The organism is Bartonella sp. AP88HLJMH, from assembly GCF_042195605.1.
GTDB lineage: Bacteria > Pseudomonadota > Alphaproteobacteria > Rhizobiales > Rhizobiaceae > Bartonella.
On the sequence record NZ_JBHIOR010000006.1, the window covers coordinates 55,761 to 79,017 of the forward strand.

General features: G+C 33.8%; 20 protein-coding genes, 1 tRNA gene and 2 pseudogenes. 5 read left to right on the forward strand and 18 right to left on the reverse strand.

The features are described from left to right. Positions 1-155: 155 nt before the first annotated feature. From ACFIMA_RS04365 to ACFIMA_RS04375, 3 genes are all read right to left on the reverse strand, one after another. Positions 156-479: a hypothetical protein gene (locus ACFIMA_RS04365; RefSeq protein WP_375628109.1), complete on the reverse strand. Its 324-nt coding sequence runs from the start codon at positions 477-479 to the stop codon at positions 156-158. Next, a complete protein-coding gene (locus tag ACFIMA_RS04370; RefSeq protein WP_375611907.1) occupies positions 457-801 on the reverse strand; it encodes a hypothetical protein in 345 nt (114 codons plus the stop codon). The genes ACFIMA_RS04365 and ACFIMA_RS04370 overlap by 23 nt, the downstream gene beginning before the upstream one ends. A gap of 510 nt (positions 802-1,311) precedes the next feature. Then, positions 1,312-2,538 carry a UbiH/UbiF family hydroxylase gene (locus tag ACFIMA_RS04375; protein WP_375613432.1) on the reverse strand — a complete coding sequence of 409 codons (1,227 nt, stop codon included), beginning with the start codon at positions 2,536-2,538 and terminating at the stop codon, positions 1,312-1,314. Between the two features lie 185 nt (positions 2,539-2,723). Here ACFIMA_RS04375 and pcsA point away from each other — a divergent pair, with 185 nt between their 5' ends. The 3 genes from pcsA to ACFIMA_RS04390 are packed head-to-tail and all read left to right on the forward strand — an operon-like array spanning position 2,724 to position 5,019. Further along, positions 2,724-3,536 carry a phosphatidylcholine synthase gene (pcsA, locus tag ACFIMA_RS04380; protein ID WP_375621252.1) on the forward strand — a complete coding sequence of 271 codons (813 nt, stop codon included), beginning with the start codon at positions 2,724-2,726 and terminating at the stop codon, positions 3,534-3,536. A 26-nt stretch (positions 3,537-3,562) separates the two neighbouring features. After that, the gene (locus ACFIMA_RS04385) at positions 3,563-4,609 is read left to right on the forward strand and encodes an enoyl-CoA hydratase/isomerase family protein (RefSeq protein ID WP_375613430.1); all 1,047 of its coding nucleotides are present in this window, start codon (positions 3,563-3,565) and stop codon (positions 4,607-4,609) included. Further along, the gene (locus ACFIMA_RS04390) at positions 4,606-5,019 is read left to right on the forward strand and encodes a DUF6163 family protein (protein WP_375613429.1); all 414 of its coding nucleotides are present in this window, start codon (positions 4,606-4,608) and stop codon (positions 5,017-5,019) included. Before ACFIMA_RS04385 ends, ACFIMA_RS04390 begins: the two co-directional genes overlap by 4 nt. Positions 5,020-5,333: 314 nt before the next feature. On the opposite strand, the gene ACFIMA_RS04395 is transcribed toward ACFIMA_RS04390, so the two are convergent. The 11 genes and pseudogenes from ACFIMA_RS04395 to ACFIMA_RS04445 all read right to left on the reverse strand — a co-directional run bounded on the left by ACFIMA_RS04395 (position 5,334) and on the right by ACFIMA_RS04445 (position 15,190). Continuing rightward, entirely contained in the window at positions 5,334-5,696 is a 363-nt protein-coding gene (locus ACFIMA_RS04395) for a hypothetical protein (protein ID WP_375618144.1), read from the reverse strand. Positions 5,697-5,819: 123 nt separating this feature from the next. Further along, positions 5,820-5,948: pseudogene (locus tag ACFIMA_RS04400) on the reverse strand (MBL fold metallo-hydrolase); the annotation flags it as partial. A 56-nt stretch (positions 5,949-6,004) separates the two neighbouring features. Continuing rightward, complete coding sequence (locus ACFIMA_RS04405) at positions 6,005-6,364, reverse strand: hypothetical protein (RefSeq protein ID WP_375606871.1); 360 nt, start codon at positions 6,362-6,364, stop codon at positions 6,005-6,007. 109 nt (positions 6,365-6,473) lie between these two features. Continuing rightward, positions 6,474-7,283, reverse strand: a complete 810-nt coding sequence (locus tag ACFIMA_RS04410; RefSeq protein WP_375632228.1) for an MBL fold metallo-hydrolase — start codon at positions 7,281-7,283, stop codon at positions 6,474-6,476. Between the two features lie 10 nt (positions 7,284-7,293). Further along, on the reverse strand, positions 7,294-8,067 hold the full coding sequence (locus ACFIMA_RS04415; RefSeq protein ID WP_375652615.1) for a TatD family hydrolase: 774 nt from the start codon (positions 8,065-8,067) through the stop codon (positions 7,294-7,296). After that, positions 8,057-9,616 carry a methionine--tRNA ligase gene (metG, locus tag ACFIMA_RS04420; RefSeq protein WP_375629838.1) on the reverse strand — a complete coding sequence of 520 codons (1,560 nt, stop codon included), beginning with the start codon at positions 9,614-9,616 and terminating at the stop codon, positions 8,057-8,059. Before metG ends, ACFIMA_RS04415 begins: the two co-directional genes overlap by 11 nt. A 76-nt stretch (positions 9,617-9,692) precedes the next feature. Continuing rightward, positions 9,693-10,736, reverse strand: a complete 1,044-nt coding sequence (locus ACFIMA_RS04425; protein ID WP_375693137.1) for a DNA polymerase III subunit delta' — start codon at positions 10,734-10,736, stop codon at positions 9,693-9,695. After that, on the reverse strand, positions 10,733-11,377 hold the full coding sequence (gene tmk / locus ACFIMA_RS04430) for a dTMP kinase (RefSeq protein WP_375632225.1): 645 nt from the start codon (positions 11,375-11,377) through the stop codon (positions 10,733-10,735). Before tmk ends, ACFIMA_RS04425 begins: the two co-directional genes overlap by 4 nt. A gap of 28 nt (positions 11,378-11,405) precedes the next feature. After that, positions 11,406-12,569 carry a D-alanyl-D-alanine carboxypeptidase family protein gene (locus ACFIMA_RS04435; protein WP_375632224.1) on the reverse strand — a complete coding sequence of 388 codons (1,164 nt, stop codon included), beginning with the start codon at positions 12,567-12,569 and terminating at the stop codon, positions 11,406-11,408. Between the two features lie 1,097 nt (positions 12,570-13,666). Continuing rightward, positions 13,667-14,566: a septal ring lytic transglycosylase RlpA family protein gene (locus ACFIMA_RS04440; RefSeq protein WP_375610370.1), complete on the reverse strand. Its 900-nt coding sequence runs from the start codon at positions 14,564-14,566 to the stop codon at positions 13,667-13,669. A 548-nt stretch (positions 14,567-15,114) separates the two neighbouring features. Then, positions 15,115-15,190: transfer RNA gene (locus tag ACFIMA_RS04445), tRNA-Lys, on the reverse strand. 1,223 nt (positions 15,191-16,413) lie between these two features. On the opposite strand from ACFIMA_RS04445, the gene lexA reads away from it, so the two are divergent. Continuing rightward, on the forward strand, positions 16,414-17,118 hold the full coding sequence (lexA, locus tag ACFIMA_RS04450) for a transcriptional repressor LexA (RefSeq protein WP_375693136.1): 705 nt from the start codon (positions 16,414-16,416) through the stop codon (positions 17,116-17,118). 460 nt (positions 17,119-17,578) lie between these two features. Beyond that, a complete protein-coding gene (gene rimO, locus ACFIMA_RS04455) occupies positions 17,579-18,892 on the forward strand; it encodes a 30S ribosomal protein S12 methylthiotransferase RimO (RefSeq protein ID WP_375629851.1) in 1,314 nt (437 codons plus the stop codon). Positions 18,893-19,425: 533 nt separating this feature from the next. Here the strand turns inward: rimO and ttcA are convergent. The 4 genes and pseudogenes from ttcA to ACFIMA_RS04475 form a co-directional block, all read right to left on the reverse strand. Further along, positions 19,426-20,301: a tRNA 2-thiocytidine(32) synthetase TtcA gene (gene ttcA / locus ACFIMA_RS04460; protein ID WP_375634106.1), complete on the reverse strand. Its 876-nt coding sequence runs from the start codon at positions 20,299-20,301 to the stop codon at positions 19,426-19,428. A 267-nt stretch (positions 20,302-20,568) separates the two neighbouring features. Then, entirely contained in the window at positions 20,569-21,186 is a 618-nt protein-coding gene (gene rpsD / locus ACFIMA_RS04465) for a 30S ribosomal protein S4 (RefSeq protein ID WP_273722651.1), read from the reverse strand. A gap of 170 nt (positions 21,187-21,356) precedes the next feature. Continuing rightward, positions 21,357-22,184: a glutamate racemase gene (gene murI, locus ACFIMA_RS04470; protein WP_375664666.1), complete on the reverse strand. Its 828-nt coding sequence runs from the start codon at positions 22,182-22,184 to the stop codon at positions 21,357-21,359. After that, positions 22,177-23,014: pseudogene (locus ACFIMA_RS04475) on the reverse strand (RNA methyltransferase). Before ACFIMA_RS04475 ends, murI begins: the two are co-directional and overlap by 8 nt. Positions 23,015-23,257: the final 243 nt, after the last annotated feature.

Below are 23,257 nucleotides of genomic sequence, written 5' to 3' on the forward strand. Positions count from 1 at the left end.
AAGGAATTTTAGTAAGTTAGCTATTATTTCATTTATAATATGATGATCGTTTCATCAAAAAAAGAACATATAATTTGTTGATGATTTAATTGTTTTTCATAGAAAAAATGACGAGAAATTTCTATTCATTATGAAATTTATAAGAGAAAAAATTATTATGATTCATATAAATTTCCCAATAAAATACAGCATATACCGACACTCCCTCCCATTCCTGATCCTATCAGTGCTCCTATTATTATTCCGGAAGAAAGTGCTACTCCTATACCCATTGCGATAACTGGACCAAATCCTGGAAGAGCAATATAACCATAAGCTGCAAGAGTTGCCGCGATAGCTCCTGATATGCTACCATTTAAACCGCCAATGAAAGAAAATTCTTTAATAGAATGGCAGTACTTTTTTAATTTTTTTTTCTTACAGCTGTGAAAAGAAACGTTGCTGTAAGTTTTTAAATCAATCATATTCTTTTCTTTCATTTTGAATGCTAACTGTTCCTGAATAGTCAACGGATACGAAAAAATGGGACTTTTTAAATTTTACTAAAGCACGCCAGATACCATTGTCATCTAAGCGCAATCGTTTAATATTCTCAAAACCATTTTGCATAAGACAATTTTTAACTTGTGAAGCAGTAAATGAGTTCTGACCTATTTTAGTGACCTTTTGAGTAGAGCTATAGGTAAAGGTTTGACAATAAGGAAGGTGAAAAACTTCACTTATTGAAGTCGTGACTATCAACGAGACACATGCAATCATTATAAAAAAAGTACTTAATTTCAAAAAATTATTTAGTGTCATCTTGTTACCATTTGTTGAAACAACACTTCATTAACCTCTGTGTTACTAACAGGTTCCAAAGATGATTTTATTTTTAATATTATACTTAACAATAAAAATTTTTGAAAATATATTGATTAAATAAAACTGTTTTTATTTATTTTCTTATTAAAATTAATTTAATAAAATAAATTTTTCAAAACGGTATTATTTTTCATTTTATTTATAGTTCTAAATTTAACAGCTATGATTTAGCAAGATATCTTTATAATTTAATTTGTAGTCTATAATTCAGTTTTCTCTTATTTCATATCAACATACTAAATAATATAATAATTTTTAATAAAAAATAATTTACAGTTATATTAATTAAACATGTTATTATTATAAATAAATCAATAAATATAATTAATTATTTTAATATAATTTGTTACTTCTTAGAAAGAACAAAAATATTTTTTTACATCAGTAATAGATATGATTCAAAATACAATTTATTATTTTTTATCTTACGTTATTATTCATTATTGCTTAGTAGAGCTGTTTTGATGATTTTGTTGGAAATATTTGCATAATTTCCTTGAATCCATAACCGGGATACATTCCTTCGCGCATAAATAAATTACGTAATGGTGGGAAACTATGCAACAAACCAAGCCCAATGCTTCGTATGATATGAACAGGCAACATATGAGAAAGTAGAGCAGAGTTCAGTGTATGAACAGCTCCACTTCGGATTAATATATCTGGTTTGCGGCATTTGTTATAATGTGCAACAATCATTTCAGAGTTAGAATTGGATATTTTATTGGGTAAAATATCAATTAAAGTTTGGACATCACGGAATCCTAAATTCAATCCCTGTGCCCCAATAGGGGGAAAAACATGAGCGGCTTCACCCACTAAAATTGTTCGATTAGCAGCAAAATGATGAGAAAGAAGTCCGAAAAGCGGCCATGCTTGAATTGATGTTTCTAAGCTTAGCTTTCCAAGCATTGATTGCATTTGGTTTTCGATCATTTTTGCAATTGTTTTTGGTTCTATATTTAATAATTCCTCAGCGCGGGAAGGATGAACAACCCATACAAGACTAGATCTTCGTCCTGGTAGTGGAACCTGTGTAAATGGACCGTGTTCTGTATGAAATTCAGTTGATGTATTTTGATGAGAAAACTCATGAGAAAAGTTGAGAACAAGTGCTTTTTGGGGATAATTCCACTGTTTGACACTTATCCCTGCTGCGGCACGTGTAAGAGAGTGACGTCCATCAGCTGCAACAACAAGTGGTGCTTGAATAATTCTATGATTAGCAAGAATAATGCATACATGGTTTTTTGTGTGATGAACAGATTTGGCTGCAGAAACAAATCTTGTAATATTGGGCGTATGTGTAACAGCGTCGACTAAAGCACTGTTCAATTTTACATTAGGTATATTATAGCCAAAAGCTTTTTCGCCAATTTCAGTAGAAGAAAAATGCACCGTAGGAGCATGCACAATTCTAGAAGTTATATCTATAATTCTCATGGACGATAAAGCAGCTGCATGTTTTTGAAGATTATCCCAAATATTGAGTTTTTGAAGCATGCGTATTGCAGGCATCATAAGAGCCGTTGTCCGTAACTCATCTGTATGAGCAGGGGGCCCAACAAGAAAAACAGAAAGCCCCTTCTGTGCAAGACTCAGCGCGGCTAACATTCCGACAGGACCTGCACCAATAACAGCAATATCTTTATGCTCTTCCTTTTCAAATATCACAACGATTTGAACCTTTATTCATTGAGAAAATATTTTAACATTTCCAAATGATCTCTCTCTTTTTATTATATGAAGCTCTTCTATTATTATAGTATGTAATAAATAATGCGATATAAAAAAGTAACCTTTTTATGATTTTTTTAAATGCTGAGTTATATCATCGTTAAAAAATGGCGTATTGATAGATGGTTGAAGACTTTAAAAACGAGGATAAGAAAACCTTGAAACGTAAATTAACAAAGAAAATCAAAACAAATGCTAAATTATTACGCCATAAAAAAGTAACAATGCCACAAGCAAAGGCCTTTTCCGTTCATTTACTAACAGCTTCGGGATCATTTTTAGCGTTTCTTTCTCTTATATCAGCCTCTCAAAAAGAATGGACAGCTATGTTCTGTTGGCTTGGGCTTGCTCTTCTCGTTGATGGTATAGATGGACCAATTGCACGCAAACTTGATGTTAAGTACGTTCTTCCAACATGGTCTGGAGAGCTGTTAGATAATATTATTGATTACGTGACTTATGTCTTAATTCCTGCCTTTGCACTCTATCAAAGTGGTTTCATGGGGGTAGGGTTATCATTTTCATTGAGTGCAATTATTGTTATTTCATCTGCTATTTATTATGCAGATACTAGTATGAAAACCAAAGAAAACTTTTTTAAAGGATTTCCTGTTGTTTGGAATATGATGATTTTTACGCTTTTTGTCGTCAGACCAGGAGAGTGGATTACTTTTATCATTATTGTTTTATCGGCGATTATATCTTTTTTGCCAATTTATTTTATTCATCCAGTAAGAGTCCTTCGTTTACGTAGAATTAATTTTCCCATTTTTCTCTTATGGTGTTTTTTTGGTGTTTCTGCCTTCTTTTATCAACTAGAGGCTCCCTATTGGGTTAAAATAGGAATTTCGGTAACAGGAATTTATATATATTGTATTGGCGCAATCATGCAAATATTTCCTAAACTTGGGGCAAAAAGTATAAAAAAACAATGAAATAATTGTTTTAAGAAGGGTGTGAGATGCAAATTAATTTTGGAGCAGATGATGATATTTCTTTTACGAAAGAAGGGCGTGCTGGTATTATAAAGCTCACACGTCCTTCAGCATTAAACGCTCTTAATCAACGAATGGTTTCAGCTTTAAAAAAAGCTCTCAGAACATGGGAAACAGATGATAATGTTTCTTGTGTCTTAATTGAAGGGGAGGGGCGTGCTTTTTGTGCTGGTGGAGATGTTGTAGAAATCTATCATATGGGGAAAAGTGCTGCTGCTTGTCAATACTTTAGAAATGAATATAGTTTAAATGCTTATATCAAACATTTTTCAAAGCCCTACATTTCTTTCTTAAACGGTATTTGGATGGGAGGAGGGGTAGGTATTTCTCTCTACGGCTCGCATCGAATTGTTACAGAAAATACAGTTTTTGCTATGCCAGAAGGTGCGATTGGATTTTTCCCAGATGTAGGTGCAAGTTTTTTCTTACCATCTCTTCCCAATCATTTTGGTATCTATCTTGCATTAACGGGCGCACGTATAAAGTGGGGAGATTGCTTAAATTTAGGATTAGCAACACACGCCGTTGCTGAAACTGAATTCGATATGATTAGAAAAGCTGTTATTGAGCAAGGAGATCCTACTTTAGCTTTAAACGAGCGAACAATTACAAAAGACTATGAAACAAGTCATGAAATACGTTGTATTATTAACACTTGTTTTAGTGCCCATACCTTAGAAGAATGTCTCGAGTTGCTACATAAAAAAAGCAATGAAGATGTTTTATTTGCTAAAGAATGTTATGATATTTTGCAGTCACGTTCTCCGACAAGTTTAAAAGTTATCTGGAAACAAATGAAACAAAATTCATCTCAAATGTTGGAAGATTGTATGAAAATTGAAAACCGCATAGCGTATCATATGATTCATTCACATGATTTTTATGAAGGTATACGTGCTATGTTAATCGATAAGGATAAAAGACCTCAATGGCAACCAGATAAACTTTCAAATGTGACAGATGAAATGGTAGATTCTTACTTCCAACCTGTTGAACAAGAGTTATTATTGTGAAAAATAATTCTCACAAACAGATTTCAAAAATCAATTTAATCTATAACTGTTACTTACGGTTTTTGGCATTTATTTGCTTAGTTCTAGGTATTTGTTATTGGATACGCCTTGTTGGGGTTTTTCCAGGTATTCTATGGCGTTTTGATCTTATGCCTTGGCAGTGGCAATTTGCATCAGCTATATTGGCTATTCTCTATCCTATTGCCTTAGTTGGACTTTGGATGTATTCACTATGGGGTATCATTGTGTGGTGTATTGCAGCGTTGATTGAAGCAATAACAATATATTATTCCGATTTTATTTATCAGCCATTTGTACCATTATTTCATGGAATATTGTTTTTAGCTTTTATAGTACTACAAATTGTAATTATTTTTTTTAAAAGAGTAAAAAATAAAAAAACATTGTGATTAAAATTTTCGAGCCAGAATAACAGGCTCGATTTTCGATCTTAGTTAACTTAAGTAGCTCATTTTAAAGCTTCGTTCCTCAAAACGCTGATGCTAGCTATACTTTTCCATAAAGTTCCATAATATATATTATGCGATAATATGATGCAGAAGATAAATCCTTTATCCAAAAAGAAAACCCTCCTTTAAAACATCATCATATTTATATCATACAATTTACTTTTAAAATAAAATTTGGTCTTTAAAGTACATTCCTTAAAGACCAAAAATAGTGATAGTGATAATGAAATTACGTATAATAAAACTAAGAAAAATTATTGTGCTATTTGACAACGTTTCGTACGTGCAAGATCACTCAAAACAGCATTACGGTTATTTAAAGCTGAAATTTCATTACTTTCACTGGATTTAGGATCTATAAAAAACAAAGCAGGAAGAAATACAAGACTTGTTGCTGCTAAAGCCGCATTTTTATTTCTTGCTTTATAACGCTCTCTAATTGTAGCATCGATTTGGCGCTTATTAGCAAAAAATTCCCGTTGAATATCAGAACAACTCATTGTTCCATCATGTAATGTGGTAACTGGAATATTTTTTTCTAAACGCCCCCCACATGCTGTCAAAAAAAACGCTAAAACGACAATACATACACCCCATTTAAAATTTTCTTTATACATAAAAACCTCACTTTTAACACAAAATGTTTTTAATGAGATTTAAATAGAGCAAAAGTAAGATTAAAATTTTAACAAATATACTATCAACAAAAATATATTTCGTTAATAAGTTCACGCATCTGTTTAAAAAGTAAGACCTTGATATGCAGGTTTTACATAGGATGGGACGTAATTTACGACCACATTGTAATTATGTGTGAGTAGAGCTTCAATGATGAGAACATCCAAATCCATTAATTTCGATTTGGTCTTTAAGGTATATTCCTTAAAGACCAAAAAATGAAATTACATATGATAAATAAGAAAAATTACTGTACTATTTTACAACGTTTCATACGTGCAAGATCACTCAAAACAGCATTACGATTATTTAAAGCCGAAATTTCATTGCTTTCACTGGATTTAGGATCCATAAAAAATAGAGCAGGTAAAAATACAACACCTGCCGCTGCTAAAGCTACATTTTTATTTCTTGCTGTAGAACGCTCTCTAATTGTATCATTAATCTGTCGTTTATTAGCAAAAAACTCCCGTTGAATATCGGTGCAACTCATTGATCCATCATGTAATGTTGTCGTTGCAATATTTTTTTCTAAACGCCCCCCACATGCTGTCAAGGAAACTGCTAAAACGGCAATACATACACCCCGCTTAAAATTCTTATACATAAAAACCTCATTTTAAACATAAAAAAGTAACATTTATGTCAAAAATAAAACAAAATAAAGGATAATGTTCAAAAAACTTTATTTAACGTAAAATATTGTATGAATAAGCTTATGCAGTTGTTTCGAAAGTAAGACCTTGATATGCAGGTTTTACATAGGATGGAACGTAATTTATAACCTTATTGTAATCCAGCGATCTGTCCATATGTGTGAGTATTGCTTGTTTCGGCTTTAAATATTCTATCCACTGTAATGCTTGATCAACAGAAAAATGACTCGGATGGGATTTAAATTGAAGAGCTTCAATGATGAGAACATCCAAATCCATTAATTTGGATAAAGTTTTTTCAGGAAATTCACTAACATCCGTACAATAGGCAACATTCCCAATCCGAAAACCTAAGGAATGAATGTTTCCGTGGTGTTGTAAATGTGTATTGACGCTTATTTCTCCGCCCTGCCCCTGAATAATAAATTGGCTATCTTCATTGATAAGATGCTCTTTTAAAATGGGAGAATAAGATGAATCTTTTGGAGTTTGAAAACAATATCCGAAAGCACTTTTGAGATGCTCTAGTGTAAATCTGTCGGCATAGATATCTATTAAACATTTTTGTGCAAGTGCATAGCTGCGTAAATCATCAATACCGTGGATATGGTCTGCATGAGAATGCGTGTAAAGAGCAGCATCAAGATGGCTTACACGCGCATCGATCATTTGTGAGCGAAAATCTGGACCTGTATCAATAACGATCGTTGTTTTGCCTCCTGAAGGTTTAATACGTTCAACTAATAAAGAACTTCTGTAGCGTTTATTTTTAGGGTTATTCGGATCACATGTTCCCCAATCACCATTAGGTCTTGGCACTCCTGGAGAAGGACCACAACCTAATATTGTAAATCGGTATTGATCACACATATCTTTTGCCTTATTTCATTTTGCTAAATAAACGAAAAGCATTACGCGTTGTTATTTGAGCTGTTTCTTCAATGCTTAAGCCAATTGTTTCAGCCAAAACAGCTGCTGTATAACATACAAAAGATGGTTCATTTGTTTTGCCCCGATGGGGACTAGGTGCTAAAAATGGAGCATCTGTTTCCACTAACAAATGCTCATGGGGCACAATTTTTGCTATTTCACGGATTTCAAGTGCGTTTTTAAAAGTAAGAATACCCGAAAAAGAAATATAACCACCAAGTTCAATTCCAGCACGAGCAAGTTGCATTCCAGACGAATAACAATGGAGGATAAAGGGAAAAGCTCCTTCTTTTGTCTGTTCACGTAATATTTTCTCCATATCGATATCGGCATTGCGTGAATGTATAACAAGAGGAATCTGTGTTTCTCGAGAAGCAATGATATGTTCTTGAAAAACTTTCTTTTGCTCTTCTGGTGTAGAGTAATCATAATGATAATCAAGGCCCCCTTCCCCAAACGCAACAATTTTAGGGTGATTCGAGAGCTGTATAAGCTCTTCCGCTGTAATATTTTGTTCTTCATGCGCGTGATTGGGGTGTGTTCCAACGGAACAAAAGACTTGATCATAGCTTTGCGCAATGGCTAACAGTTTATCTAACTTATGAACATGGGTTGAAATTGTTATCATACGTTTAACGTCAGCATCTAAAGCCCGTTGGATAACATTATCCAAATCTTGTGAAAAGTCTTCAAAATCAAGATGACAATGTGTATCAATCAACATGATGAGTATCTTCTTTCTTCAAGATATAACGAGGAAAAATTGGTTCTGGTGGTGGAAGATCAAGCCCTTCTTGAATTTTTGAATGACTTATATGATACAATAACCGATCATCTTCAGCAACCGCAAGGCTATCAAGAAGTTTCGCTGCTGATTGGGGTATGAAAGGCAAAAGCATAATTCCTATTCTCCGCAAGATTTCTACAGTTATATAAAGAACTGTAGAAAATCGTTCTCGATCGTTTTTACGTAAACTCCAAGGTTGTTCGTTGGCAAAATAGCGATTGGCATCTGCTACAATTGAAAAAATAGCTGAAAGTGCTAAATGCATACTATAAGAAGACATAGCTTGGTGTACAGTTTCAAGTACTTGAAGAGATTGTTCTAAAAGCTGTTTATCTTGAGCTAAAAATGAAGCTGGTTTCGGGACTTGTGCATTACAATTTTTGGCAATCATAGACAAACAGCGCTGTGCTAAATTACCAAGATCGTTAGCAAGATCAGCATTAATACGGTTCACAAGGCTTTCATGACTATAACTACCATCTTGTCCGAATGGCACTTCACGGAGAAGGAAATAACGGACCTGATCAAGACCATAATGATCAACCATTTCAAAAGGATCAACGACATTTCCAATAGATTTTGACATTTTTGCACCACGATTAAGTAAAAAACCATGTGCAAAAATATTTTTAGGCAATTCAATTCCAGCAGACATTAAAAATGCCGGCCAATAGACTGCATGAAAACGAATAATATCCTTACCAATAATATGCGTATTTGCAGGCCAAAAATCACGTTTTTTTGAATTTTCATTGAAAAAACCTATTGCTGATAGATAATTTGTAAGCGCATCAACCCAGACATACATCACGTGCTTTGGATTCTCAGGAACAGCAATTCCCCAGTTAAAACTTGCGCGTGAAATAGAGATATCTTTTAAACCTGATTTGATAAAACTTATAATTTCATTACGCCGCTCAAATGGAGCAATAAAATCAGGATGTTTTTCATAATATTCAAGAAGAGCCTTTTCATAATGAGAAAGTCTAAAAAAATAACTTTCTTCTTCATTCCATTCAACTGGAGAGCCTAATTCTTTCTCACGACGGATGTTGTCTGCTCCAATTTCCGTATCTTTTTCTTCATAATAGGCTTCTTGGCGAACCGAATACCACCCCGTATAACGACCGAGATAAATATCGCCATTTGCTTCCATCTTTTTCCAAATTTCTTGACAAGCTTGATAATGGCGTTCTTCTGTCGTACGGATAAAATCATCGTTAGAACAATTTAATACTGCAAGCATTTTTTGAAACACCGCACTATTACGATCTGCAAGTTGCTGAGGTGTCATGCCTAATGCAGCTGCGGTTTGTTGCATCTTGAGACCATGCTCATCTGTACCAGAAAGAAAAAATACATTTTTTCCATTTAACCGTTGAAAGCGGGCTAAAACATCGCTTGCAATGGCACTATAAGCATGTCCAATATGTGGAGCACCATTAGGATAAAAAATGGGAGTTGTTATGTAATATGTGTCACGCATGTCATACTCGTTGTAAAACGCTATAAATAGAAGATATAATGACATAACGCTTGTTCATCGCATTGTCACGGAAAAACTAATTCTCATGAATGATCTTATGAACTTTAAAAAGTAAGTTAATAACAAACTGCTTTTTATCGAGATTAAACAGTTGTATTTCCTCTATTTCTTGATGAATCTCCTGCCATTTTTCCGCATATTTTTTTGAGAGAAATAAGTCTCCCTTTTCAACGAGCATGATAGCTTTTTTTTGAATTTTATTAAGAATTTCATCACAAAATTGTTGAAATTGGAATGTAGAAGAAGCAGATGAAAATGTTTGTGCAAGAGTATGTACAATTGTTGCGTTACAAACAGGTTTCTCTAGGAGAGCATCAATTGTTTTAATAACTTCAAGACCGCCATGGCAAATAAGTAAAGCGGCTTTTCGAGGACTTCCTTTAGATTTTTTAATAATCATTTCAATTGTTTTTCCATCAGGTAAATCCTGATCGGCGAAAATATGTATAATAACTTTTTTCATTTCATCGTTATTCAACGGACGAAAAGAAATTTTTTGACACCGTGAATGGATTGTTGGAAGCAATTTTCCTGAAGAATGTGCGATAATAACAAATAACGTTTTTGTAGGTGGTTCTTCAAGTATTTTGAGAATTGCATTTGCTGCATTTCTATTCATATCATCTGCAGAATCAATAATAACAATACGCCATCCATTATCTTGCGATGTTCGACTTAAAAAATGCATAATATCACGGATATCATCAACGAGTATTCCTGTTTTAAACTTTTGTGTTTTCACATCAAATCGACGTGAAATATACAAAAGACCAGGGTGACTTCCTTGTGTAATTTGGCGCCATGGGGTAGAATAAGGATCGGGTTTCAAGAAAGAACTCTGTTGAAAACTTAAAATGTTCCAAGCAAGATGAAAGGCTAATGTAGCCTTTCCAATCCCGTATTCTCCTTCAAATAATAATGCATGATGCAAACGCTCTTCTTTAAGCATTTGTGTCAAAAAATGACGCACATCCTCATGACCAAAGATAACATTGTTCTGGGATGGTGATAAAATTGTATCAATATCATCATATTGGCGTAAGGTATTTAAATTACTCATGAAAGCTGATCCAACAATACCTGATGACAAATATTTTTTATTTGATGAGCAATAGCTTCCACTGAGCCAGTGGCATCAATGACTCGAAATCTATGGGGTTCTTGTTTGGCCAATTGAAGAAAAGCCTGACGTCTTTGTTCTTGAATTTCCAACTGATCTTTTTCAAAATAATCAATTTCTTCTGTTTTTTTTCTTCGTAAATTTGCACGCTTCATACCACACATTGCTGGCATATCTAATAAAAATGTTAAATGAGGCAAAATACCATTGAGCGCAATACACTCTAAAACAGAAAGAAGAGAAGAACTGACTCTATTATTGAGTCCTTGATAAACGCGTGTAGAATCAATAAAGCGGTCACATAAAACGATTTTACCTTTTTGCAAAGAAGGTGCAATAACTTCATGAAAATGGTCAGCGCGTGCAGCTGTAAACAAAACAGCTTCAATCAACGGTCCATACTGTTGCGCCTGCCCCGACAACAAAATATGCCGGATTGCTTCTGCTCCTGGCGTTCCTCCTGGTTCTCGTGTTGTAACAACATCATAACCTTGGTGAGAGAGAGACTCAGCAAGTAAAGAAATCTGCACCGTTTTTCCTACCCCCTCCCCTCCTTCGAATGTAATAAAATAACCTGACACGTATGACCTTAACCTTATTAGCGCGTAACTACAAATATTTCCGTAACCATCCAATTGTTATTTCATAGAATGCATTTTTTACTTTTGCAAAGAAACTTCCTTCCTGAATATTCATTCCGGCAAAAACTAGTTTTTCCAGAAGAACCTTTTTATCTTCTAAAATTTGAATAACACCAACTGATTGCCCAGAAACGATGGGGGCTTTCAATGGACCATGATATTTAATTTTTGCTTTAACATTTACTTTTTTTTCATTCGAAAGCATAAAACTTATTGGTGTTTTAACAATGAGTGGAACAAAATTTTTCTTACCACCGTAAACAGAAGCACGACCAACCGTTTCTTCTTTTGTGAAAATTGTTTTGAGATCAAATGCCGTCATCCCCCATTGAAGAATGCGTTCTATTTCTTTTGTATATTTTTTACCATCTTGCAAACCATTGATTGCTAAAAAAAGCCGTCGATGATTTTTAGAAATGGTGGCAACCATTGAAAAACCTTCTTTTTCACTGTAGCCAAAACCAAATCCTTCTACACCAATTTCCTTAGAAATAAGAGGATTTTTATTACGTTGAAAAATATTATTCCATGTAAAATGAGGCTCACAATAAAGTGCATAATAATCCGGATATTCCTGAACAATATGACGTGCTAATATAATCATATCACGCACAGTTACAAATTGTCCCTCTTCGGGTAGCCCTGTAGCATTAACAAAATGACTCTGAGATAATCCGATTATTTTTGCGCGCTGATTCATCAGTTTTACAAAATGATCTTCATGTCCTGATATTCCTTCAGCAAGAATAATAGCAGCATCATTTCCATTCACAATAATTAAACCACGTAAAAGATCAGAAACACTGATTTCTGTCTTTATCTTTGCAAACATAGTGGTTGTACCGGAAGGTGCTCCACCTTTGCGCCAAGCATTTTCACTGACCTTGAATTTCTGCGTACTTTTTAATAATCCTTTTTTTAATTGATGAAATACAACTTCTGCTGTCATCAATTTTACTAATGAAGCAGGAAAAAAAGGAATATCACTTTGTTTTTCATAAAGTATTGTCTCTGTATCATCATCGAGTAATAACAGTTGTGATGCGGGAGTTTGAAAATCTTGTGCTCTCCCCCACGTATCAAATGCCAATACTCCCCATAATATCAATAAGATCCTTAATGCTGTATACATAGCTGCTCCTCCCATCCCAAAGATCAACATAAAGAATCTTATATAGGAAAAAACTTTTTTATTTCCGCAAATTAAGGAATTATTGACAACTCAAGAAAAGATTTTATTTTTATTCAGCGTTAACAAAAGTAATATGCTGCACTTTTTATCTTCCACGTAGATTCATTTTAATCTTTTAAAGTGTGAGAGACAAAAAGATTTTTTTATTTATTGTTTTATATTGATAGTACATTGATTTTTTATGATAAATTATAATATTTTAACGTGGATCTGATTAAAAATACTGTAAGATTTTTTCGTTATATTTCCTCTCATATTTAATTCAATACAATCGCTTACTTACGCGTCATAAGTAGGGTTCGTATATGGATAAAGTTATTAAAAAAGAGAGTAAAAATACTTCTTATAAACCTCTCAAGTGTTAAGAATTATCGCATAAAACATTGGGGATTTGCAAAGTGTATGATGGTGTCGATTTATATCTTCATAAGTGTAAAGATGCTGATGTCTAAAGGCGTTAACAGTTATACCATTCACAGGCGCTGTCGCAAAATAGACTTGTAGCATGTTAAAGTATGTCTCTTTTAAATAAGTCCATGAATTGGCAATGTAAGTGTATTTTGTTTGAGACGCTCTGTTTTTCGTGAGGGAACTTACTCCATTAAAGAACATGATAAACAAAAGCATGAGATAATGCATAATCTTTTCATAAGATATTACCGTAGATACTTTAGAAAGATGCAAGGCCGAATCAAAAGAAAATATTTTTTTACTTGTTAAGCTTTTTATTCCTCTCAAATCGATTGTACAAGTTGTTTTAGAGATTACACAAACAGACTGACACAATAATTTACCTTCGTCTAGCAAAAGCTATTACAGCAAGAAAAGTACACGCTTTATTAAGCAAGCAATATCATAATAACGACGAATAGACCAGCAATGGAGTGGAAAGGCCGTACTGAATTTATAATAATAGAACCCAACCACGCTTTTTGAAAAGGACAAAGCGCTTTAAGATAAAAATCCTACACTAAATCCGTAATTTCTTACCTTTTTTACTAGAAAATTATATAGATAAAAAATCAATGCATTTTTTCTTAAAACAGTTGTAGCCAATTAACCTTTGTTTTTTTGTTTAGCTTATTTATAGAAGCAACTTGATCGAATGGTATCGGCTTATCAACCATGATAGGACCAATTTCTGGCAATTTAACTGCAACAGTTTTATTACGTTGTTCTTGTTCAACAGCAGCTGCTTTAGCTAATTCTTTTTTGTTCCTTGTATTGCGCTGCTCTTTTAACAAAACAGTTTCTCTTTTTTTCGCAACATTTTCCGACGCTAATGAATATGGGGCAGCATTTCCAGGAGTATAAGAGGACATTAAATATGCAGCATCATAATAGCCAACAGGTGCTTCAGCAATATATTCTACTTTAACATCTGCGACCCCCCTATCTACATACCCCAATATTGCCGCAGCTTGCCTTGATAAATCAATGATTCTGTCTTTCATAAAAGGTCCGCGATCATTCACTCTAACAACGATTGAAGACCCATTTTTCAAATTAGTAACACGAGCATAGCTAGGTAAAGGCATTGTAGGATGAGCAGCAGTCAAAAGATTCATGTCATAAATTTCACCGTTGGCAGTTAAACGTCCATGAAAATCTGAACCATACCATGATGCTTCGCCAACACGTTTATAAGTTGGATCACTTTGAGGATAATACCACTTTCCTTTTATTTGATAAGGTTTACCAACAATCGCTCGTCCACGCTTTTTTTCTTCCGATTGATTCTTCTTATTGGATACTTGTTGAGGTAGTACAGAAGTGTTTACGTTAATTGGTTTATTATGATAGGAATCTTTTATTGAAAAATTCATAGTTTGGCTTGCGCAACAAGATACCAGTGACTGAGAAATGACGATCATAGAAAACAATTGAAGTGTTGGTTTAATCATAAAAGTAATTTTCTTTTTTCTATTTGAAGGCATCTATTCAGTCCACTTATTTCTGTTAAGTACTACTTGTAAAACCACGTCACGCTTTTTGTACGCAACGGAAGAATTTACGTTTTTAAATGATTCCCCTCGCGTATATACCACTCTTGAATTGGCCCCTTTTATCAAAAAATTAACGTATTGTTAACCTTTTTATGGTTTTCATACGAAATAAATGTAATATAGTAGATGTTAAAAAGATTAAAAGTTAAATAAATCAACATCTTATAGAAAATTCATTTCATAATATAAGTGTGAATAAGTGGTGATTTTAGCAACTGTTTTGCGAATCATGTAATGCAGTAGGTATTTAAAATACCACCTATGGATTGAGAAAATTAGAAACCGCATATGCTGCCAACGCAGGTACAACCCTATCCGTAAGCTTAAAACTCTTTTTTGTTGGAAAGGAGACAGCATAGCATCGCTCTATTCCAAAACAGCTGATAAAAAAATGACAGACTATAGAATCAATAAAAACTTCAAAAAGAATCAAAAAAAGATTCTTAAATTTTTTATAGCCTATTGATATTACTTAAATTTGGTGAGCGCGCAGGGATTCGAACCCTGGACCTACTGATTAAAAGTCAGTTGCTCTACCAGCTGAGCTACGCGCTCTCACACAAGCTATCTAGTTTGCATACTATCTAGTTTGCAGAAAGTGAAGGGAACATACGGTTGACTTTCCATTTGGTCAACACCTTTTGGAAAAAAATATTATTATTTTCTTCAGTTATCAATAATTTTCCGTTTTCGCCCCTTTACTTCATCATTGTATAAGTACTCTTTAATCTTATTTTTGAAGTTTCAATAAAGGAAAAATTTTACTGCAAAATATTGCATAGATTCGAAGCGTTAAAATTATGAGAAATTACCCCCCTTCCCCTCACATGGGTTGTTGAGCATAATGGGTAGAGAAGAAAAAATACCTTTTATTATAATATTATTTTTATATCTTAGTGTTCAATTTTTAAATATAAATACAGATTTATAAGATAATATATTGATTTATAATAATTTATCATTTTTTTCACTTGAGTGAGAAGTCTCAAATACTGTAAGCTTATCTCATTTCAAACCTTTTTTATATTGAAACAATAAAAAGGATTTTCTTAACCAATATAAGTGAGAGAATAAAACTATAAAAAAGAAATGAAAATACCTTTTATGCCTCCTTTCAATAATCAAAATTTATCGCAACATTAGGGTTCATGAAAATAGTATATAGCAGTTGACACGTTAGACCTGAAAATGGAACAATGAGCAACAATGGCATTTTGAGAGTATAATTTTATTTATGCATAATGAATATATAACGAAAGCCAGTTTATCCTATAGAATAAAGTAGATATGAAGCAAAATTTAGTCTCATTGAAAATATCTCGAATGACTATAAATTGTGTTCACTATTAGAGCTGTAGATAATTTTACTAAGAATAAAAAAGCAGAAATAATATGCAGTATGTAAAATGATTTTAAATACCCATAGAGAGTTCTAAATATATAGAATGCCTTCTATTTAACTTTTTTATATCAGAAATTAGAAAACATGTAGATATATTTTTAGAAGAAAAGGATAATACTGGTCATAAAATTTGGTGTTAGATAATTCAGTCAGAACTATAAAGTATATATATATATATATATACTTTATTTAATATTAATATATATAGTATATAAATAATAATTTAAATATATCTATAAATAAACATATTGATTTATTAAATGATAAGATCAAAAACAAAGAAAATAATTTTTATTTGGCGATAAAAATTGTAAAAGTGCTATATATACATGTATTTTTACTTTACTAATTTTTATTATTTTGATTGGAATATTGAATGTTAACATGTAAACAATATGAGCTACTCTTGTTTATTCATAACCATATAAAAGAAACTGGTGTTCCTCCTTCTTTTGAAGAAATGAAAAATGCATTAGAACTTTCTTCAAAGTCTGGTATTCATAAGCTCATTATAGCCTTAGAACAACGAGGTTTTATACGTCGCTTGCCCAATCGTGCTCGTGCTGTGGAGGTGATTCGACTCCCTGAAAAAATAACATTTAACCTTTCTTTAGCACGTAAAATTTCTCCCAGTATGATAGAAAGAAAGAAAAGGGAAATATCAAAAAGCTTGAGTCCCTTTGATGAAGAAGAAAAAAAAAATATCACCATTCCTATTATGGGACGTATTTCTGCGAGCGTACCCGCCTCTGCTATACTGCAACAAATAAACAGCCTTTCTCTTCCACTCGATATGGTTAATACAGGTGAGCACTACGCATTAGAAGTTAAAGATGATTCTATGATGGAGGCTGGTATCTTTGATAAAGATACGATCATTGTGAAACGTCAAAATACAGCAATAACAGGTGAAATTATTGTTGCGTTTATTGATAAAAAAGAAGCCACATTAAAACGTTATCGACGCAAAGGAGCTTCTATTGCATTAGAAGCTGCAAATCCTCATTATGAAGTACGGACATACGAATCTGAGCGTGTAGAAATACAAGGCAAACTTACCGGACTTATTCGCAAATATTAAAAAATAAACCTTATAGTACGCGATATATATCGCAATAAGAAGCTATTGAGTATTTTTTTATTGTGCCACACGCAATTGACTTCTTCTCCACAGCCAAAGGATGCCCCCAATTCGGTTTATAAACAATCCAGATCCTTATCGAGCGGGTTTCACTTTCCTTTCCCTCCATGTTCTTCACTTAATGCAAGGCTTGACAAGTAAGTTTTAAAATATTCACCACGTACTTTGAAAAGAACTTAAATGCTTTGAAGGAAGCTGTCTTATATCATCATCCTCAATAACGGAATTTTACGATATAATAAGACAAAATTGTATGCATGCATACAAACACATAAAATTTTGTAGAAAAAAATCAAATAACTTTGTAACAGATTGTATTGCATAGGTATAAAAATAAAGAACATTATTTTTAAATTAATAAAAGCGTAACTCAATCATTCATAGTAATTGTAGGATCATCATGGTAGCACCTCGTATTAGTTTTGTCTCCCTCGGATGCCCAAAAGCACTCGTAGATTCTGAGCGAATTATTACACGCCTTCGCTCTGAAGGGTATGAGATTTCACGTCAACATCAAGGAGCTGATGTCGTTATTGTGAATACCTGTGGTTTTCTTGACTCGGCAAGGAGAGAATCATTAGCCAATATTGATGAAGCTCTTAAAAAAAATGGAAAAGTTATTGTAACAGGGTGTCTTGGTGCTGATCCTGATGCTATTCGCCAAACATATCCTAATGTATTGGCTATTACAAAACCGCAAGCTTATGAAAGCGTTATAGAAGCTGTTCATACAGCAATTCCTCCTGTTCATGATCCTTTTCTTGATTTAGTTCCTCCCCAAGGTATTCGTTTAACACCTCGCCATTACGCCTACTTAAAGATTTCTGAAGGATGCTCTAATCGGTGTAGTTTTTGTATCATCCCTACTTTGCGTGGTGATCTCACTTCACGTCCCATCAGCGATGTTCTTCGTGAAGCTGAAAAACTCGTGCAAGCGGGTGTAAAAGAACTTTTGGTTATTTCACAGGATACGAGTGCTTATGGTGTTGATCTTAAATATCTCGAAAATTCTTGGAAAGATCGTACAATCAAAACTAAATTCTTTGATCTTTGTCGCGAACTAGGCGATATGGGTATTTGGGTACGTATGCATTACGTTTATCCTTATCCCCATGTTGATGAAGTTATCGAACTTATGGCTGCAAAAAAAATTCTTCCTTATCTGGATATACCTTTTCAGCATGCATCACCAACTGTTTTGCGTCACATGAAGCGTCCCGCACTTATGGAAAAAACAAACCGTAGAATTGAAAAATGGCGGAAAATATGTCCAGATCTTACTTTGCGATCAACATTTATCGTTGGTTTTCCTGGTGAAACGAATGAAGATTTTAATATACTTCTAGAATGGCTAGAAGAAGCAAAAATTGAACGCGCGGGGTGCTTTAAATATGAAGAAGTAAAAGGAGCTGCCGCAAATGATTTGGGATTAGAAAATATTCCTGAAGAGGTGAAAGAAAACCGCTGGCATCGTTTTATGGCAAAACAACAACAAATTTCTACACATCTTTTAAAGAAAAAAATTGGAAAAAGACTCCGAGTGCTTATCGATGAAAGTCAAGGAAAAGTTGCCAAAGGACGTAGTCAGTACGATGCTCCAGAAATAGATGGTGTTGTCCATATATCATCACGACGCCCACTGCGTGTTGGTGAATTTGTCACCGTTAAAATCGAACAATCGGATGCCTATGACCTTTATGGTATAGCAGTTTAAAAATTTAACTCCTTCCCTGTCCTCAATGATGAAGATTTCTTCAGCATTGGTTTATAAAAAAGCGACTTTTCATAACAAGAACCGATCATGTGACTTACTTCATGAGAATTTACGAGCAATCCTTACTCTGAATGTTTGCTATACACTCCCAAAATACCAAGCAGTTATATATTCTCTTAATTTAATGCCTTAAATGAGCTTTAAATGGCGGTGACGGCGGCGAAAAAGAATAAAATCCACACAAGGCTCACCATTTTTAATTAACAAAAGAGCAAATCGACAACCGTACTATTTTCCCATTTTTCATATTACGACAGTCATTGGTTAGTGAAAGGAAACTTTTTTCAAGAGTGTTTTATGCACACAAGAATTTCCTTTGTGATATGCAAACGGATGTTTTTTATGGTTGCAATATAAGAGAATTTGAAACAAAACAATCTGACGATATTTAAATGAAAAAAAATAAATTATCATTATAAATAAGTATCTTATCTTAAACTCTTTAAACTTATTTTTAAAATATCTAATTTTTATTAACACGTTTTAAAATCAAAGAATTTCTTATCAAGCAAATGACTTGGGCGTACATTTGTTAAAGCGCGAATCATCGTATCTTTACGTCCTGGCATTTGTCTTTCTATATTTTTCAGCATTTCTTTCATTGCATTACGTTGTAATCCATCTTGACTACCGCAAAGATTACAAGGAATAATTGGAAATTGCATTTCTTGAGAAAATTTTTCCATATCTTCCTCAGCAGCATAAACAAGAGGACGTAACACAAAAAGATCTCCTTCATCATTTTTAAGTTTTCCAGGCATGGCAGCTAATCGGCCACCGTGAAACAAATTCATAAAAAATGTTTCTAAAACATCATCACGATGATGACCTAAAACTAATGCAGAACATCCCTCTTCACGTGCAATACGATAGAGATTACCACGTCGTAATCGAGAACAAAGTGAACAATATGTCTGCGACTCTGCCAATTTATCTGTAACAATGGAATAAGTATCCTGATATTCAATACGATATGGAATTTTATAAGAACTTAAAAAGTCTGGAAGAATATGCTTAGGAAATCCTGGTTGCCCTTGATCAAGATTACAGGCTAGAATTTCAACGGATAAAAGACCTCGCCACTTTAAGTCTAAAAGAAGCGCTAATAAACCATAAGAGTCTTTTCCACCCGATAAAGCAACAAGCCATTTTTTCCCTGTAGAGAGCATAGAAAAATCATCCAAAGCTTGTCGCATATGACGTAAAAGTCGTTTGCGCAATTTATTAAATTCTACGCTTGAAGGAGCAACACGAAACATTGGATGACAATTATCTGCTTCGCTTATTAAAGGATCATCTCTCCCTTTGTTTTCTTCTATTGCCTGATATTCAACTGAAACATCATTCATAATACCATATCCTGCACAATAAACGGCTCGTTTTGCAAAGATAAAAACAAATATTAAAGCAAGCTTACATTTATGTTTTTTGAATTTATAAATTAGATACACAAAAAAGAAATGGAACTATACAAATTTATGACTATAAAACATAGCAATAAACTTAATATAGAACCATTTACAAAAAGAACTTATTAACTTCAAATACTGTAAGAATAACACAATATTTTGAAGTTATCATAATAGAAGAGAGAAACAATTTCTCTTACAGAAAAATTATCGAGAATAAAATTCAACAACCAGATTAGGTTCCATTTGCACAGCATAAGGAACATCTGCAAAAGCAGGAATACGTGTAAAGGTTGCTTTCATCTGTTTATGATCTGCTTCAATATAATCAGGGACATCACGTTCTGCCAATTGCACTGATTCTAACACTAAAACAAGTTGTTTCGATTTTTCCCGAACCTCAATAACATCACCTGGTTTACAACGATAAGATTGAATGTTTGTGCGCCGCCCATTGACATTAACATGACCGTGATTGATAAATTGGCGAGAAGCAAAAATCGTAGGTACGAATTTTGCACGATAAACAACAGCATCCAAACGTGATTCTAACAGACCGATAAGATTTTCACCAGTATCGCCCCGTCGACGAGCTGCTTCTTCATAGGTTTTATGAAATTGTTTTTCTGAAATATCTCCATAAAACCCTTTCAATTTCTGTTTAGCGCGCAACTGAACCCCATAGTCAGAAAGTTTTCCTTTACGACGCTGTCCATGCTGACCTGGACCATAATCACGACGATTGACAGGAGATTTTGGACGCCCCCAAATATTTTCTCCCATACGACGGTCAATTTTATACTTTGTTGTTTCGCGTTTACTCATCGCATTTCCTTATAAAATAAAACACGAGATCTTAAGACCCCAAGGAAACGCGCCCTCCTCTGCCTTTAAATACTAAAGACTGACAGAACACCTTAACATATCAATATGCAAAGTTATCCACGGGACACGTCAATTAATGCTATTTTCTTGAAAAAATAGCTAGATCACCATTATTGGTCTCGTAACCCAAAGTCAACTCCTTTCATGAGTTTTAAGCCAAATCCTTTAAACAAATTCTCCGTTAAAGAAGTGATATTTTTCGATGTCAACAACGCAAAATCTTGATATTTCTTTATATATTGATGGTGTATCTTTCCCGACAATGGTAATAAAGATCTGATATGTTTGGCGATCGCTTTCGCCGGATCAATCCACTCAACGGACCATAAAGCATGTTCACGAAAGAAATTAATCAAAAAAGGATAATGTGTGCAGGCTAAAACAATAACATCCGTATATTGTCCATTTTTTTCCACAAAACATGGCAGGATTTCTTTTCTTAACTCTTCTGAATCGATAGATTTTCCCCGTAAATAATCTTCAGCAAGTCCAGCCAGCTTTTTACTTCCCACAAGCTGAACATGACACTGTCCAGCAAAAGAGTTAATTAATTCATTTGTATAAGCACGTTTAACTGTTCCAGGAGTCGCTAATACGGAAATAAAACCAGATTTTGTTTGTTCAGCAGCTGATTTAATTGCAGGAACCGTTCCTACAAAAGGGACATGAGGAAAATTCTGTCGTAAATCTGCTATCATCAGTGTAGAAACAGTGTTGCAAGCAATTACACATAAAGCTGGATTGTAACGTGTTAAAAGATTTGTAAAAATCTTCAAAATACGCTCTTTCAAAATATTTTCTTTCCAATTTCCATAAGGAAATCCTGCATCATCAGCAACATAGATAAATTGCATTTCAGGAATAAGAATACGCGCTTCCCTAAACACTGTTAAACCACCAATACCGCTATCAAAAAAAAGAACAGGTCGTTCATCCATTAGTTTTCACACTTATTTTTAATTTTTTTACGATCACGTTCTTCAGGTGCTCTACTCCCCCGTGGATATTGTGGCGAAAAATGATCCAAAGAAGATATAATGCCTCGCAATAAACGAACCTCAGGTTCACTAAAGTTAGCGCGCGTAAAAACAGAGCGCAAATTTGCAAGCATTACTTCTTTGCGTTCTGGGGGTCTAAAATACCCACGGATATTCAAAGCCTCTTCTAACTGAGATAAAAAACCATGAAATATTGTTTTATTTGCAGGTTCCATCTCTGCGGCACGAAATGCTGTATCGCTGACATTCTCTAAACCAGTTTTCATCCATTCGTAAGACATTAAAAGAACCGCTTGCGCAATATTAAGTGACGCAAAAGCAGGATTAACTGGAAAAGTAATAATTTCATCAACAAGGCTGATTTCATCATTTTCTAGTCCCCATCTCTCTCTTCCAAAGACAATCCCGGTCTTATGTCCGATACTTTCACGCTGACGTAATACGCTTGCTGCTTCGACAGCACTTTTTACAGTTTTAAATCCACATCTTTCACGTGCTGTTGTGGCAAAAACATAGTGTAAATCTGCAATTGAATCACGCAATGTGTTAAAAATCACAGCATTGTTAATGACATGATCAGCTTTACTTGCAGCAGCTCTAGCTTTTTCATTTGGAAACATTTCTCGAGGATTGACTAATCGAAGCTTAGAAAGCCCAAAATTTGCCATTGCCCTTGCGACCATACCAATGTTTTCAGGAAGCTGCGGTTCAACTAAAATAATAATGGGACCATTTGTTAAATTTTCACGATTCTTATTCGTTCCTGCCATCAATCTTACCTAGTTTCACTTAAACTATCTCCCTCTCCACTATTTTTTACGAAACCTTTTTCACAATACTCTAATGCTGTTTAATAATAAATTATAGACAATGTTATCTTTTCATTCAAAGATAATAGTTTCTAAACCTAATAATAAATTTTAAAAGCCATTAAAGTGAACGATATCGTAGCGTTTTTTACATCAATTTTATCTACTTTTAATAGGAAACAGCCCCTGCAAATCATAATCTCA

Bases quoted from the DNA above. Each gene is read 5' to 3' on its own strand.
- ACFIMA_RS04365 (WP_375628109.1), bottom strand. From the start codon at position 479: ATGAAAGAAAAGAATATGATTGATTTAAAAACTTACAGCAACGTTTCT.
- ACFIMA_RS04370 (WP_375611907.1), bottom strand. From the start codon at position 801: ATGACACTAAATAATTTTTTGAAATTAAGTACTTTTTTTATAATGATT.
- pcsA (WP_375621252.1), top strand. From the start codon at position 2,724: ATGGTTGAAGACTTTAAAAACGAGGATAAGAAAACCTTGAAACGTAAA.
- ACFIMA_RS04385 (WP_375613430.1), top strand. From the start codon at position 3,563: ATGCAAATTAATTTTGGAGCAGATGATGATATTTCTTTTACGAAAGAA.
- ACFIMA_RS04395 (WP_375618144.1), bottom strand. From the start codon at position 5,696: ATGTATAAAGAAAATTTTAAATGGGGTGTATGTATTGTCGTTTTAGCG.
- ACFIMA_RS04405 (WP_375606871.1), bottom strand. From the start codon at position 6,364: ATGTATAAGAATTTTAAGCGGGGTGTATGTATTGCCGTTTTAGCAGTT.
- ACFIMA_RS04410 (WP_375632228.1), bottom strand. From the start codon at position 7,283: ATGTGTGATCAATACCGATTTACAATATTAGGTTGTGGTCCTTCTCCA.
- ACFIMA_RS04415 (WP_375652615.1), bottom strand. From the start codon at position 8,067: ATGTTGATTGATACACATTGTCATCTTGATTTTGAAGACTTTTCACAA.
- metG (WP_375629838.1), bottom strand. From the start codon at position 9,616: ATGCGTGACACATATTACATAACAACTCCCATTTTTTATCCTAATGGT.
- ACFIMA_RS04425 (WP_375693137.1), bottom strand. From the start codon at position 10,736: ATGAGTAATTTAAATACCTTACGCCAATATGATGATATTGATACAATT.
- ACFIMA_RS04435 (WP_375632224.1), bottom strand. From the start codon at position 12,569: ATGTATACAGCATTAAGGATCTTATTGATATTATGGGGAGTATTGGCA.
- ACFIMA_RS04440 (WP_375610370.1), bottom strand. From the start codon at position 14,566: ATGCCTTCAAATAGAAAAAAGAAAATTACTTTTATGATTAAACCAACA.
- lexA (WP_375693136.1), top strand. From the start codon at position 16,414: ATGTTAACATGTAAACAATATGAGCTACTCTTGTTTATTCATAACCAT.
- rimO (WP_375629851.1), top strand. From the start codon at position 17,579: ATGGTAGCACCTCGTATTAGTTTTGTCTCCCTCGGATGCCCAAAAGCA.
- ttcA (WP_375634106.1), bottom strand. From the start codon at position 20,301: ATGAATGATGTTTCAGTTGAATATCAGGCAATAGAAGAAAACAAAGGG.
- rpsD (WP_273722651.1), bottom strand. From the start codon at position 21,186: ATGAGTAAACGCGAAACAACAAAGTATAAAATTGACCGTCGTATGGGA.
- murI (WP_375664666.1), bottom strand. From the start codon at position 22,184: ATGGATGAACGACCTGTTCTTTTTTTTGATAGCGGTATTGGTGGTTTA.